The organism is Pantoea sp. DY-17, assembly GCF_019795975.1.
Lineage (GTDB): Bacteria > Pseudomonadota > Gammaproteobacteria > Enterobacterales > Enterobacteriaceae > Pantoea > Pantoea leporis.
This window is the reverse complement of record NZ_JAIMIG010000001.1, coordinates 1,504,334-1,518,570: the sequence shown is the minus strand read 5'-3', so window position 1 is coordinate 1,518,570 and position 14,237 is coordinate 1,504,334. Positions and strand designations below refer to the sequence as shown.

Sequence of the window (14,237 nt, the reverse complement as noted above, 5' to 3'; positions counted from 1 at the left end):
ATTACTGATTGGTAAGCGGCGGTTTACTGCCGGGTTCCGCGCCGGTAATCGGATTGGTATCGGGCTGTGAAGCGGTGCGTGTTGCCAGCGTATCCAGATCGCTCAGCTGTTTTGACGGCAGCGTCACGCTGGCGGAGCCATCACCGCCATCCACTGCGGGCTGCGGGTCGGCGACATAGTCGAAGTTCTCATCCGAATTCCAGCTACCGCGAATATCGTCACCCTGAGACATGTTGTAGTAGGTGTGCGCATACTTCTCGATCGGCGGCAGTTTGCCCGGTGGGAAGTTGTTGTGGATGGAGTAGAGCGCTTTTTCAAACGACAGCTGATGCGCCACTTCGCGCGTCATCAGGAAGCCTAACGCATCTTTTACGCCCACGTCATCGGTGAGGTTGATCAGGCGTTCGTAGAGGATTTTGGCGCGCGCTTCGGCCGCGATGTTGGAGCGCAGATCCGCTGTCACTTCGCCAATGGTATCAATGTAAGCCGCTGTCCAGGGCACGCCCGCGGAGTTGGTTAATGCCGGGCCGCCGCCGTACAGAATCGATGTCAGATGGCTGTCATTGCCCGCGCCGGTAATGGAGCGATAGAGCGCGCCTTGCTCTTCACTGCCTTCCGCCAGTTCGCCTTTGGCGCCTTTATTCAGCATGCCAACCAGCGAACCGATAATTTCCAGATGGCTCAACTCTTCAGTCGCGATATCCATCAGCATCTCGCGACGGCCCGCATCTTCATCACTTAAGCCCTGCATAAAATAGCGCATCGCAGCGGCTAATTCGCCCTGCGGACCACCAAACTGCTCGAGTAATAAATTGGCCAGACCGGGATTGGGCGCATTAACGCGCACGGTATATTGCAACTGCTTTACATGTCGAAACATAGCTCACCTCAAAAAATAAAATAAACGGAGAAAGAGAATTAATTCTGATGTTTAAAAATAAATAACGATAAGAAATGGAGGAGGGAAGGAGTGAATTTAGCCTTGTACTCATCAACTGCATGCCGCCTCATTAATACTAAGCGGGCATCCCATTGCTGCAAGCGCACCGGGTTAAATTAATTTTATTTTAAGCCGCGAGATAAATATTATTTTAAAGGGTGAATGTTGGCATGAATTAAATAAGCGCGTCGTTCTGGTGCGCATAAATGCGCACCTACAAAACACGTCGGTCGCCATTAATGGCGACCTGGTTAACGCCTAATCAGAACAACTCACGATACAGCGTAGCGATCATCGCGACGCTGCACTCCCGCGGATTGCCCGGCGTACATACATCGGCGAAAGCTGCGGCGGCAAGCGCATCCACATCCTGCTCCTGCATGCCGATATCACGCAGTCTGAGCGGAATACCGATATCGTGGTTCAGGGTGATCACCGCATCAATCGCCAGCGCACGGGCATCGGCTAATGAACAGCTATAGGCACCTTCCATGCCCAGCGCATGGGCGATATCGCGGTACTTCTCGCCGGTATGCTCGGCATTGAACGCCATGATATGCGGCAGCAGAACCGCATTGGCGATGCCGTGCGGCGTGCCATAAAACGCGCCCAGCGGATGCGCCATACCGTGCACCAGACCCAAGCCAACATTCGAGAAGCCCATTCCGGCGATGTACTGACCGAGCGCCATATCCGCTACGCCCGCAGGCACGCCTTTAACCGAATCACGCAGCGAGCGGCCAATAATTTCAATCGCTTTGAGATGGAACATGTCGGTAAGTTCCCACGCGCCGCGCGTGATGTAGCCTTCAATGGCGTGCGTCAGCGCATCGACGCCGGTCGCCGCTTTCAGGCTGGCGGGCATGCTGGCCATCATGTCGGGATCGATAATGGCAATCGCCGGGATATCGTGCGGGTCGTAGCAGACGAACTTGCGCTTCTTCTCTTCATCGGTGATGACGTAATTGATGGTCACTTCCGCTGCGGTGCCGGAAGTGGTCGGCACCGCAATGATCGGTACGGAAGGATTGCGCGTGGCGGCGCCGCCTTCCAGCATGCGCACGTCACTGAACTCGGGATTGGCAATCATCATGCCGATGGCTTTACAGGTATCCTGCGGCGAGCCGCCGCCCACCGCGATCAGATAATCGGCACCCGAACGACGAAAAGCCTCGACGCCCGCATGCACCACCTCAACGGTAGGATTGGGGATCACCTCATCATAGATGGCGAAACTGAGGTCGTGCTGCGCCAGCAGATCGGTGATGCGGGTGGCGACAGAAAACTTGATCAAATCCTTGTCGGTCACCACCAACGCTTTGTTAAAACCGCGTTTGTGAATCTCATCGACAATAGAATTAATCGCGCCCGCACCGAAATAGGCGGTCTCATTGAGGATCATTCTGTTAATCATATTAATTACCTTCACGTAGATGCCAGATATAAGATTTTTCGATTAAATTCATCAAGATAAGAAGATTTAACCGTATCCAGATTTACGTGGTAATGACGATACAGATATTGCGTTGCCTCAATAAAATCGCGGTTTCCATTGAGTCGAATAAATGGAAGGAATCATGATCCTAAACGCATCGTCTCGGCACGCTTCGCCGTGTCGTAAACATATTGCAGCATCGGTTCCAGGTCGGTGTCGGGCCCGGAGCTGATGATCTTGGCGCGCAGCCACTCAATCTCGCTGGTGATATCCGGCGGGAAAATGGTGTTGTTCTGTGCATTACGCAGCCATTTCAGCAGGAAGTTATTCTTGCCGCGCACGCCGCCAGACTTCTTCGTTTTGGCGTTGATTTTCAGGGCGACCAGAATGCAGTAATAGAAGTGAACGCGTTGGCTGTAGCTTTGCGGGATCATCTTCGCTCACCTGCCGCGACAAGTGAAAAATGTGATGTCGATCGGTTTTCCATTATCCGGATTCCTGCCTGAATGGGTCTAACAGCCGTGATCAATGCCGATCAGGGCGCTATTTCCGCGCTGTAGCCGCACGGTAAACGCACCATATGATAATCCTCGCGGCGGATGCAAGTCGGCATAATCCGGGAATTGAGGCGAGAGAAGGGCGTCATCAACGCTAAAAAAATAAGCGAAGCGGCTGAAAAAGCGCTGAGGCAATTCTTTTGCGGCATAAGGCCTAAAACGGCCACTTATCCTATAGCCAGGCCGCGCGAATCTGGCAATATCGTGATCTGCGTCTACACTTAATTCTGACGATGTTCGCAGTCAGCCTGGCGAGTGAGTTTAAATGATGTTTGTTTGTGGAGAGTTATCTATCGAAATTCCGTGTTATCTGCAAAACCTCCTCGCACACACTTCTGCGGTAGCAACCGCCTCGATCACCCAGCCAGCCTCCGAACATCCTGTAATGACAAATTCCACAAGACAGGAGAAGAGTCGTGACCTCCGCGGTTAATCACAACAGCACCTTGCCGTCATTAAGTGGCGGACTCTACGCCTTCTTTTTTGATGTCGACGGCACGCTGGCAGCGATTCAGTCGCAGCCCGAGTCGGTCTCCATTCCCGCTCCGGTACGCCAGCTGCTGCAACACATTTCCAATCTTAGCCACGGCGCCTTAGCGCTGGTTTCCGGCCGTCCGATTGCGCAACTCGACGCCTTAGTCGCGCCACTTGAAGCTCCCGCTGCGGGCGTGCACGGTGCAGAACGCCGCGATGCGGCAGGCCGCGTGCATCGCCACAGCTTGCCGGGGGATATTGCGCAAACACTGCAAACTGAACTGCAGCAGACGCTGGATCAGTGGCCCGATACGCTATTAGAAGTGAAAGGCATGGCATTTGCGCTGCACTATCGCAATGCGCCACAGTACGAAAACGCCATTATGCAGCTGGCCGAAGACGCCGTTGCACGCTTTCCCGAGCTGGCGCTTCAGCCAGGTAAATGCGTGGTGGAACTGAAGCCGCAAGGCATCGATAAGGGCGCTGCCGTACGTGAGTTTATGCAGGAAGCACCCTTTGCCGGACGCATTCCGGTATTTGTGGGAGACGACCTGACAGATGAAAAAGGATTCCTCGTGGTAAATGCCATGCAGGGGATCTCTGTCAAAGTCGGTGAAGGGGCCAGCCATGCACGCTATCGCCTCAACAGCGTTGAGGCCGTATGGCACTGGCTTGAACAACTATTATTACAACTAGAACATGACAATGTTGGTAAGGAGTTTAGGTTATGAGTCGTTTAGTCGTCGTATCTAACCGTATCGCGATCCCCGATGGTAGCAAGGCCAGCGCAGGCGGGCTTGCTGTCGGTATTTTAGATGCACTGCGAGATACCGGTGGATTATGGTTTGGCTGGAACGGAGAGATCAGCGAATTCTCGGGTGAAGAAGAGGATGAAGAACTTACGCAGATCGAAAAAGACGGCATCACCTATGCGTCACTGCCGCTTAATCAAAACGATTATGATCAATATTATCTCCAGTTCTCCAATACCGTGATTTGGCCGGCGTTCCACTATCGCCTCGATCTGGTGCAGTATCAGCGCGAAGCCTGGGATGGCTACTGCCGCGTCAATACTTTGCTGGCGCAGCGCCTTAAACCGCTGCTGAAGCCCGACGATATTCTGTGGATCCACGATTATCATCTGTTGCCGTTTGCCGCCGAGCTGCGCAAACAGGGCATTAATAACCGCATCGGATTCTTCCTGCATATCCCGTTCCCGACGCCAGAGATCTTCAATGCTCTGCCGCCGCATCAGGAGCTGCTGGAGATGCTGTGCGACTACGATCTGCTGGGCTTCCAGACAGAATCTGACCGCGTAGCTTTCCTTGATAGCCTGAGCCAGCTGACGCAGCTGCAGAATAAAGGAGAGAAGAAGCATCGTGCCTTCGGTAACACCTTTATGACCGAGGTCTATCCGATTGGTATTGAGCCAGACACCATTAAAGAGATGGCGGAAGGACCGCTGCCACCGAAAATGGCGGCGATGAAACGCGATTTGGGCGATCTGCAGAATATCATTGCCTGTGAGCGACTGGATTACTCTAAAGGATTGCCGGAGCGTTTCCTGGCCTTCGAAGCCCTGCTGGAGAATTTCCCGCAGCACCGCGGCAAAATTCGCTACTCGCAAATTGCGCCCACCTCGCGCGGCGATGTGCAGGCTTATCAGGACATCCGTCACCAGCTGGAAACGGAAGCGGGGCGCATCAACGGTAAATACGGCACGCTGGGCTGGACGCCGCTCTATTACCTCAATCAGCACTTTGATCGTCGTCTGTTAATGAAGATCTTCCGTCTCACCAACGTCGGCTTGATTACGCCGCTGCGTGACGGCATGAATCTGGTGGCGAAAGAGTATGTAGCAGCGCAGGACCCGGATAACCCTGGCGTGTTGGTGTTGTCCCGCTTTGCTGGTGCGGCCAATGAGCTGACTTCCGCGCTGATCGTCAATCCGTACGATCGTGATGACGTGGCGGCGGCGCTCGATCGCGCGTTGACCATGCCGCGTACCGAACGTATCTCGCGTTATAACGACATGATGGCGGTGTTGCGCAAACAGGATATTTCACACTGGCGTGAAAGCTTCCTGAAAGATTTAAATACTTTGCCGGTACGCAGTGATGATCACGGTACGGTAAATAAAGTCGCTACCTTTCCGAAATTAGCGTAACGCTTAATTGCACAATACATTGCGCCGCTACGGTAAATGCTAACATTGGGTGCTTTGCTCACTTATTGCACACTTCCGTAGCGGCGCGATTTATCGCGCCTCTTTGAATTTACGCTCCGCTACACAGTGTTTTCACGCGCCACTGTAACTTCACGAAATCGATTTCATTTCTTTAAGCGCTAATGCGCTGACTCATCAGCAAAAAGCGCACGATTTGGTTAAAAAGCACACAAACGAAAGGCAAAAAGAGCTTTTTTTCCTCGCAACCCTAAAGATCTCAGGTGGTGCGCCGATAGTCATCGTGGAGCAAACCGAAAAATGCCTATTCATTCATTTCTCTAATGTAACGCCCTGTTACATCCCCTGCCGTGCGCTAAACACTCCCTACAATCCACTAACAGTTCCCTGGCGCTCTGCGCCCAGACTTCACGCTTCGCTAGCGTCTCGCTTTACGGCACATGGGCAATATTCCCTGTAAGTGATTAATTTAGAAGCGAATAGTTTCATGCTAATTTAGAGTATTATGCTGCATATAATCCTTTATATGGCGTGTTATAGCACCCTAATTGCCATAGAACAGATAACTGATCGCGTTGTAATGACAATCTTCCGCACAGCCTAAAATCCGCCTTACTTCAGCAAAATATTAAGGAAATAATCAGAAATCGCGCAAAAAATGGACAACAGAAAAGCGCTGCTGAAGGTTTAGAGAAAAAATTTGCCTTAAAAGTGTGACGTAGATCACACTTTATCTAAAATTTCGCGCCACTCACGTTGTATGTGGAAATCAGACGATATAGATTTGCCTTGTTTTCAGATTAGTCTTAAAAAACTGTAAGCAGACGTCACGGAAGATGGTTACAACTCAAGCAAAGAATGGCCTGGAGTTTTGATTACTACAGATCAGTGTCCTGACGAAAAGAGCAACAGTCAGGAGCACGTTGGCTCAAGCCTGATTATTTTTTGCCATCTTTAGATTTACCAACCAGCAGCCCGAACCATAGAACAATTTAATTCTGTGGCCGTATATGTGTCGCGTCTATCAGGATGGAAAAAATGGGTACATCAGAATTACTAAAACATATATATGACATCAATCTGTCATATTTGCTTCTTGCTCAGCGTTTAATTAACCAGGAAAAAGCTTCAGCAATGTTTCGTTTAGGCATCGATGAATCGATGGCCGATGCATTGTCGCAATTAACCTTACCTGAGATGGTAAAATTAGCGGAAACCAACCAACTGGTTTGCCAGTTCCGATTTACCGATCACAACCATATTAATCGTCTGACTCAAGAGTCACGCGTGGATGACTTGCAGCAAATCCACACCGGTATTTTATTATCCAGCCGTCTCCTGCGGAATGCGTCTAAAGATGACGTCTCTGCGAAGAAGAGGGCCGTTTAATGAGCGAAAAAAGTATTGTTCAGGAAGCGCGTGATATTCAGCTGGCAATGGAGCTGATTACATTGGGCGCACGATTGCAAATGCTGGAGAGTGAAACGCAGCTGAGCCGTGGTCGCCTGATTAAACTCTATAAAGAGTTGCGTGGTGCGCCACCACCGAAAGGCATGCTGCCATTCTCCACCGATTGGTTCATGACCTGGGAACAAAATATCCACTCTTCTATGTTCTGTAACGCCTGGCAGTTCCTGCTGAAAACCGGCTTGAACAGTGGCGTTGAAGCGGTAATTAAAGCTTATCGCTTGTATCTTGAGCAGTGTCCGCAATCGGACGAGGGCCCGCTGTTGGCGCTAACGCGTGCATGGACCCTGGTGCGATTCGTTGAAAGTGGCATGCTGGAACTGTCTGACTGTAAGTGCTGTGGTGGAAGCTTTATTAACCACGCTCACCAGCCCGTCGGCAGCTTTGTCTGCAGCCTGTGCCAGCCGCCATCACGTGCCGTAAAAAGACGTAAACTTTCTGCAGATTCTGCCGATACCTTTCCACAACTGCTGGATGAACAGGTTAAACGCGCCGTTTAAGTTTGTTCGCATCGTGGAAAACATCCAGCAGCGGTTAATACCGCTGCTTTTTTTTTGCCTGCGATAAACGAATAACACCTGCGGCTCTCTGGCTTAACTTCCATCAACACGTTACGGACGTAAGGATTTTTTGTGCTGATAATTCTGGGTTATATCGTGGTCGTCGGCTCCGTGTTGGGCGGCTACGCGATGGTCGGCGGACATTTAGGCGCACTATATCAACCGGCGGAGCTGATCATTATCGGCGGTGCCGGTATTGGTGCCTTTTTAGTCGGCAATAATGGCAAATCGATTAAGAAGACATTAAAAGCGCTGCCATTGTTAATGCGCGGCTCGAAATATAACAAAGCCGTATACATGGATTTAATGGCGCTGCTTTATCGCCTGATGGCGAAATCCCGTCAGCAGGGCATGTTGTCATTAGAACGTGACATTGAAGATCCCAGCCAGAGTGAAATTTTTGCTAACTATCCGCGTATTTTGTCCGATAAACAGTTAGTCGATTTTATTACCGATTATTTGCGTTTAATGGTCAGCGGAAATATGAACGCCTTCGAAATTGAAGCGTTGATGGATGAAGAGATTGAAACCTACGAGCACGAGTGCGAAGTACCCGCGCAAAGTATCTCGGCGGTGGGTGATGGCTTACCGGCTTTCGGCATTGTCGCGGCGGTAATGGGCGTGGTGCACGCACTGGCGTCAGCCGACCGTCCGGCGGCCGAACTGGGTGCGTTAGTGGCGCACGCGATGGTTGGTACCTTCCTCGGAATTTTGCTGGCCTATGGCTTTATCTCTCCGCTGGCGTCGGTGCTGCGTCAGAAATGTGCTGAGACCACCAAGATGATGCAGTGCGTGAAGGTGACGTTGCTCTCCAGCCTCAACGGTTACGCGCCGCAAATCGCGGTGGAATTTGGTCGTAAAACGCTTTACTCCGCAGAACGTCCGTCGTTCTCGGAGCTGGAAGAGCACGTGCGTAACGCCAAGAACCCGGCGAAACAAACTTCGGATGAGAATTCATGAAAGCAGGCAATCGCCCCATTGTGCTGGTTAAAAAGCGCAAACATAAAGGTCACCATGGGAGCCACGGTTCGTGGAAGATTGCCTATGCCGACTTTATGACGGCGATGATGGCGTTCTTTATGGTGATGTGGTTGCTCTCCATCTCCAGCCCCAAAGAGTTGGTGCAGATTGCGGAATACTTTAAAACGCCGCTGAAAGTGGCGTTGACCGGCGGTCAGCGCAGCAGCGACAGCGAAAGTCCGATCCCTGGCGGCGGCGACGATCCGACGCAGCAGAAGGGTGAAGTGAAGAAGATTGTCGATATGGATGCGCAGAAGAAGAAGCTGGAGGAGATCCGCCTGAATCGCCTGCGTGAAAAGCTCGACCAGCTGATTGAAGCCGATCCGCGGCTGAAAGCGCTGCGTCCGCACCTGATCATCAACATGGTCGAAGAGGGACTGCGCATTCAGATTATCGATAGCCAGAACCGCCCGATGTTTAAAACCGGCAGCGCGGACGTGGAGCCTTACATGCGCGACATCCTGCGCACTATCGCGCCGGTGCTGAATGATATTCCGAACAAAATCAGCCTCGCGGGTCACACCGATGATTTCCAGTATGCCAACGGCGATCGTGGCTACAGCAACTGGGAACTGTCGGCGGATCGTGCCAATGCCTCACGGCGCGAGCTGGTGATTGGTGGCCTCGACGGCGCCAAAATGCTGCGTGTGGTCGGTATGGCCGACACCATGAAGCTGAAAAACCGTGGTGCTAATGATGCAGTCAACCGCCGCATTAGCCTGCTGGTGTTGAATCACGACACCGAAGCGGCGATTGAAAAAGAGAATGCCGAGAGCGATGCCGTTCAGGTGAGCGACCCGGCGCAAATGATTCCCAACATTACCGCACCCGCTGTGCCGGCTGCGTCGACTGCCCCAACAGGTTCCACTGCAACACCGGCTGCGCCGACTGCTGCAACGGCCCCTGCGGTAGCGGCGACGCCCACGGCGAGCGCGGTGACACCAGACTAACCCTCACAGCCGAGGTGATCCCGTGAGCATGGACATCAGCGATTTTTACCAGACGTTTTTCGATGAAGCCGATGAGCTGTTAGCGGATATGGAGCAACACCTGTTGGGACTTGATCCCCAGGAGCCCGATTCCGAGCAGTTGAATGCCATCTTCCGCGCCGCCCACTCCATCAAGGGCGGAGCCGGTACGTTTGGCTTTACGGTTTTACAGGAAACCACCCACATCCTGGAAAACATTCTGGATGGTGCGCGCCGCGGCGAGATGCAGCTCAGCACCGATATCATCAATCTGTTTTTGGAAACCAAAGATATTATGCAAGAACAGCTCGATGCCTATAAAACGGCGCAGGAGCCGAATGCAGAAAGCTTTAAATACATCTGCGAAGCGCTGCGTCAGCTGGCACTGGAAGCGAAAGGCATTGCGCCTGAAGCGCCCAAAGTCGCCGAAGTGGTTGAGATCGCAGCACCAGTTGCGGCCGCAGGTCTGCGCCTGCAACTGGTTGACCTGAAAGAGAAAGAGCCGGAGCTGATGCTGGAAGAGCTCGGCAATCTCGGTACCGTCAGCAACGTGGTGAAAGGCGCTAATTCGCTGGACGTTACCATTGATGGCGTCGGCAAAGATGACATCGTCGCGGTGCTCTGTTTTGTGCTGGATGAAGCACAGATTCACTTCCCGACAGGCGCGGCGGCCGTTGCCGACGCCCCGGTTGCTGAAGTGGCTGCTGAACCGGTGCAAACCGCCACCGTCACCGATATTACGCCAGCGGTGAAGCGCGAACCTAAACGTGCCGCCGCACCGGCTAAAGGCAGCGAATCCAGCAGCATCCGTGTTGCCGTCGAGAAAGTGGACCAGCTGATTAACCTGGTTGGCGAACTGGTGATCACCCAATCGATGCTGGCACAGCGCTCCGGTGCGCTGGATCCGGTGGCGCACGGCGACCTGCTCAACAGCATGGGTCAGCTGGAGCGTAACGCCCGCGATCTGCAGGAATCGGTGATGTCGATTCGTATGATGCCGATGGAGTACGTCTTCAGCCGCTTCCCGCGTCTGGTCCGCGATTTGGCCAGCAAGCTGGGCAAAGAAGTGGAGCTGACGCTGCTCGGCAGCTCGACCGAACTGGATAAGAGCCTGATTGAACGCATCATCGATCCGTTAACGCACCTGGTGCGTAACAGCCTCGATCACGGTATCGAAACCCCGGAAAAACGTCTGTCCGCGAATAAAACCGCCGTCGGCAACCTGACGCTGTCGGCGGAACATCAGGGCGGCAACATCTGCATCGAAGTGATCGATGACGGTGCCGGTCTGAACCGCGAACGTATTCTGGCTAAAGCGCTGTCGTCAGGCCTGCCGGTCAGCGACAGCATGAGCGATGAAGAAGTCGGCATGCTGATCTTCGCGCCGGGCTTCTCCACCGCTGAGCAGGTCACCGATGTGTCGGGCCGTGGCGTGGGCATGGACGTGGTGAAACGGAATATTCAGGAGATGGGCGGTCACGTCGAAATCTCCTCGAAGCAGGGCAAGGGCACCACCATTCGCATCCTGCTGCCGCTGACGCTGGCGATCCTCGACGGCATGTCAGTACGCGTCGCTAACGAAGTGTTCATTCTGCCGCTCAACGCGGTAATGGAATCGCTGCAGCCAACCGCAGAAGAGCTGAAACCGCTGGCCGGTGGCGAGCGCGTGCTGGAAGTGCGTGGCGAATATCTGCCGCTGGTGGAACTGTGGAATGTGTTTGAGGTGCAGAATGCCAAAACCGACGCCACGCAAGGCATCGTGGTGATTCTGCAAAGCGCAGGCCGTCGCTATGCGCTGCTGGTCGATCAGCTGATTGGTCAGCATCAGGTGGTAGTGAAAAACCTTGAAAGCAACTATCGCAAAGTGCCGGGCATCTCTGCCGCCACCATTTTAGGCGATGGTAGCGTGGCGCTGATTGTGGATGTCTCAGCACTGCAATCGTTGAACCGTGAAAAGCGTGTGGCCGGTGCCGCAGCGTAATAGATAACGAAAGGGTAAAAAAATGACTGACATGGCAACCGTGACCAAAATCGCTGGCGAAACCGTGGGCCAGGAATTCTTAGTTTTCACACTGGGTGACGAAGAGTACGGCATCGACATTCTGAAAGTGCAGGAGATTCGCGGTTACGATCAGGTAACCCGCATCGCCAACACGCCGGAATTCATCAAAGGCGTCACCAACCTGCGCGGCGTGATCGTGCCGATCATCGACCTGCGCGTGAAGTTCTCGCAGCCGGATGTGGTGTACAACGAGAACACCGTGGTGATCGTGCTGAATCTTGAGCATCGCGTGGTGGGCATTGTGGTGGATGGCGTTTCTGATGTGCTGTCGCTGACGCAAGAGCAGATTCGTCCTTCACCGGAGTTCGCGGTCACCATGTCCACCGAGTACCTGACCGGTCTGGGCGCGCTGGGTGAACGTATGCTGATTCTGGTCGACATCGAAAAGCTGCTGAGCAGCGAAGAGATGGCGCTGGTGGATAACCTGCGTACTGCATAGTCCCCGCAACGGGCCGCGCTGCTGCGGCCCGTTATCATTACATACATTAATTAATTCCTTACAAATCAACAATAAATCCGCAAAAAATCGCTGTAATATCCCTCAATCTTCTCCGCCCCTGGTCGATAACCGATCGGTACGATTTTTTCCTTCATTTTCCAGGGCAAACTATGTTTACGAGAATCCGCGTTGTCACCAGCTTATTGCTGGTGTTGCTAGTGTTTGGCTTTTTACAGCTGGCATCCGGCTCACTGTTTTTTAAAGCGCTAAGCGATGACAAAAACAGTTTTAACGTTTCACAACTGGCGAGCAAAAACACCGCCGCCATCAACGACGCCTACATGAGCCTCAATCAGAGCCGTGTGGTGTTAACCCGCATTCAGCTGCGCATGGCAACCAGCAAACTGACCGGTACCGAAGCGGATATCGCCGGTTTGTACGGCGACAGCAAAGCCTTCCAGAAAGAGGCCGCCGATAACTACCAGCTGTTTAAAGCGACGCCGGACACGCCGGGACAGGATGCCGCGCTCAACAAACGTCTCGATCAAACCTATACCGCCTATGCCAGCGCGCTAGGCCAGTTGCAGGACGCGTTGGTCGCAAAAGATCTCGATCAGGCAGCCAAAGCGCCGGTTGCGCCAAGCCAAAACGCCTTCCTGAAAGAGTACCGCCAATGGCGTGCCGATCAGGATCGCCTGACTGCGGCGGGCGTCGAAGCCAACAGCTCAGCCTACGATCACATGATCTGGCTGTTAGGCGCGGTGTTGGCGATTGTGGTGGCGGTGATTGTGCTGTGCTGGTTTGGCATGCGCAAAATCCTCATCAAGCCGCTTAATGACAACATCCAGCATATTCAGCACATTGCGCAGGGCGATTTGACGCAGCGCATCGCGGTCGAAGGACGCAACGAAATGAGCCAGCTGGCGGAAAGCCTGCATGAGATGCAGCAGTCGCTGGTGCGCACGGTGAGTGATGTGCGTGACGGTTCGGATGCCATCTTTACCGGAGCGAGCGAAATCTCTGCGGGCAACAACGATCTCTCGGCACGTACCGAAGAGCAGGCGGCTTCACTGGAGCAGACCGCCGCCAGCATGGAACAGCTGACCGCCACCGTGAAGCAGAACGCCGAAAACGCGCGTCAGGCGTCGCAGCTGGCGTTGAGTGCTTCCGAAACCGCGCAGAAGGGCGGTGATGTGGTGCAAGGCGTGGTGCGCACCATGAGCGACATCGCCGGCAGTTCGAAGAAGATCGCCGACATCACCAGCGTTATCGATGGCATTGCCTTCCAGACCAATATTCTGGCGTTGAACGCGGCGGTAGAAGCGGCGCGCGCCGGTGAGCAAGGCCGTGGCTTTGCGGTGGTCGCGGGTGAAGTCCGTAATCTGGCCCAGCGCAGCGCGCAGGCGGCGAAAGAGATTAAAGGGTTGATTGAAGACTCCGTCAGCCGCGTGAACAGCGGATCTGAACTGGTGGGCACCGCCGGTGAGACCATGAGCGATATCGTTAATGCGGTAACGCGCGTCACCGACATCATGGGCGAAATTGCCTCGGCATCGGATGAGCAGAGCCGTGGTATCGATCAGGTCGGCCAGGCGGTGACGGAGATGGATCGCGTGACGCAGCAGAACGCCTCGCTGGTGGAAGAGTCTGCCGCGGCGGCGGCCTCGCTGGAAGAGCAGGCGAGTCGCCTGAGCCAGTCGGTGGCGGTGTTCCGCGTACCGCGAGCGGCACACGCGCAGCCGCAGGCCAGAAGCGGCGTGCGTCATCCGCAGATCGCACCACCCACGCTCGGCACACCGCGTAAAGCGCTGACCGCGGCAGCGGGGGACAGCAACTGGGAAACGTTTTAAGTTTCGGAGTGGTCGGTCCCTCACCCTAACCCTCTCCCACACGTGGGAGAGTGAACTGTCCGAGCCAGCATGTGGCAGCGTCTCCCTCTCCCGCCTGCGGGAGAGGGCCGGGGTGAGGGACAACCCGCACCACCCAATGCGCCTTTATCGCTCAGCCGATAAAGGCGCATTTTTTTTACTGTTAATTTCTTTAGTTATAAAACACTGCAATCATGCGTAAACGCAGAGTTTTAATTCGTAAAGTAGCTTAAGCACCCTGAAAAATTCAGATTGCCGGTCG

At 53.8% G+C, this 14,237-nt stretch carries 12 protein-coding genes; 9 read left to right on the top strand and 3 right to left on the bottom strand.

The features are described from left to right. Nucleotide 1 precedes the first annotated feature (1 nt). The 3 genes from K5Y33_RS07200 to K5Y33_RS07190 all read right to left on the bottom strand — a co-directional run bounded on the left by K5Y33_RS07200 (nt 2) and on the right by K5Y33_RS07190 (nt 2,809). The gene (locus tag K5Y33_RS07200; RefSeq protein WP_222233578.1) at nt 2-880 is read right to left on the bottom strand and encodes a manganese catalase family protein; all 879 of its coding nucleotides are present in this window, start codon (nt 878-880) and stop codon (nt 2-4) included. Between the two features lie 322 nt (nt 881-1,202). Next, nucleotides 1,203-2,354 (bottom strand): lactaldehyde reductase, encoded by a 1,152-nt coding sequence (fucO, locus tag K5Y33_RS07195; RefSeq protein WP_192233595.1) that lies wholly within the window; start codon nt 2,352-2,354, stop codon nt 1,203-1,205. A gap of 161 nt (nt 2,355-2,515) precedes the next feature. Continuing rightward, nucleotides 2,516-2,809, bottom strand: coding sequence for a hypothetical protein (locus K5Y33_RS07190; RefSeq protein WP_218168224.1), 294 nt, complete (start codon nt 2,807-2,809; stop codon nt 2,516-2,518). A gap of 539 nt (nt 2,810-3,348) precedes the next feature. Here K5Y33_RS07190 and otsB point away from each other — a divergent pair. From otsB to K5Y33_RS07145, 9 genes are all read left to right on the top strand, one after another. After that, nucleotides 3,349-4,137, top strand: coding sequence for a trehalose-phosphatase (gene otsB, locus K5Y33_RS07185; RefSeq protein WP_101760738.1), 789 nt, complete (start codon nt 3,349-3,351; stop codon nt 4,135-4,137). Further along, nucleotides 4,134-5,573, top strand: a complete 1,440-nt coding sequence (gene otsA, locus K5Y33_RS07180; protein WP_101760737.1) for an alpha,alpha-trehalose-phosphate synthase — start codon at nt 4,134-4,136, stop codon at nt 5,571-5,573. The genes otsB and otsA overlap by 4 nt, the downstream gene beginning before the upstream one ends. 1,056 nt (nt 5,574-6,629) lie before the next feature. Beyond that, nucleotides 6,630-6,980 (top strand): flagellar transcriptional regulator FlhD, encoded by a 351-nt coding sequence (gene flhD / locus K5Y33_RS07175; protein WP_008102850.1) that lies wholly within the window; start codon nt 6,630-6,632, stop codon nt 6,978-6,980. Then, complete coding sequence (gene flhC, locus K5Y33_RS07170) at nt 6,980-7,558, top strand: flagellar transcriptional regulator FlhC (RefSeq protein WP_222233577.1); 579 nt, start codon at nt 6,980-6,982, stop codon at nt 7,556-7,558. Before flhD ends, flhC begins: the two co-directional genes overlap by 1 nt. Before the next feature lie 132 nt (nt 7,559-7,690). Further along, complete coding sequence (gene motA / locus K5Y33_RS07165; RefSeq protein ID WP_007891047.1) at nt 7,691-8,578, top strand: flagellar motor stator protein MotA; 888 nt, start codon at nt 7,691-7,693, stop codon at nt 8,576-8,578. Next, nucleotides 8,575-9,588, top strand: coding sequence for a flagellar motor protein MotB (gene motB, locus K5Y33_RS07160; protein WP_222233576.1), 1,014 nt, complete (start codon nt 8,575-8,577; stop codon nt 9,586-9,588). The genes motA and motB overlap by 4 nt, the downstream gene beginning before the upstream one ends. 28 nt (nt 9,589-9,616) lie before the next feature. After that, a complete protein-coding gene (cheA, locus tag K5Y33_RS07155) occupies nt 9,617-11,587 on the top strand; it encodes a chemotaxis protein CheA (protein ID WP_222233864.1) in 1,971 nt (656 codons plus the stop codon). A 22-nt stretch (nt 11,588-11,609) separates the two neighbouring features. Next, nucleotides 11,610-12,107, top strand: coding sequence for a chemotaxis protein CheW (gene cheW, locus K5Y33_RS07150; RefSeq protein WP_008102858.1), 498 nt, complete (start codon nt 11,610-11,612; stop codon nt 12,105-12,107). A 170-nt stretch (nt 12,108-12,277) separates the two neighbouring features. Next, entirely contained in the window at nt 12,278-13,957 is a 1,680-nt protein-coding gene (locus tag K5Y33_RS07145; RefSeq protein ID WP_222233575.1) for a methyl-accepting chemotaxis protein, read from the top strand. Nucleotides 13,958-14,237: the final 280 nt, after the last annotated feature.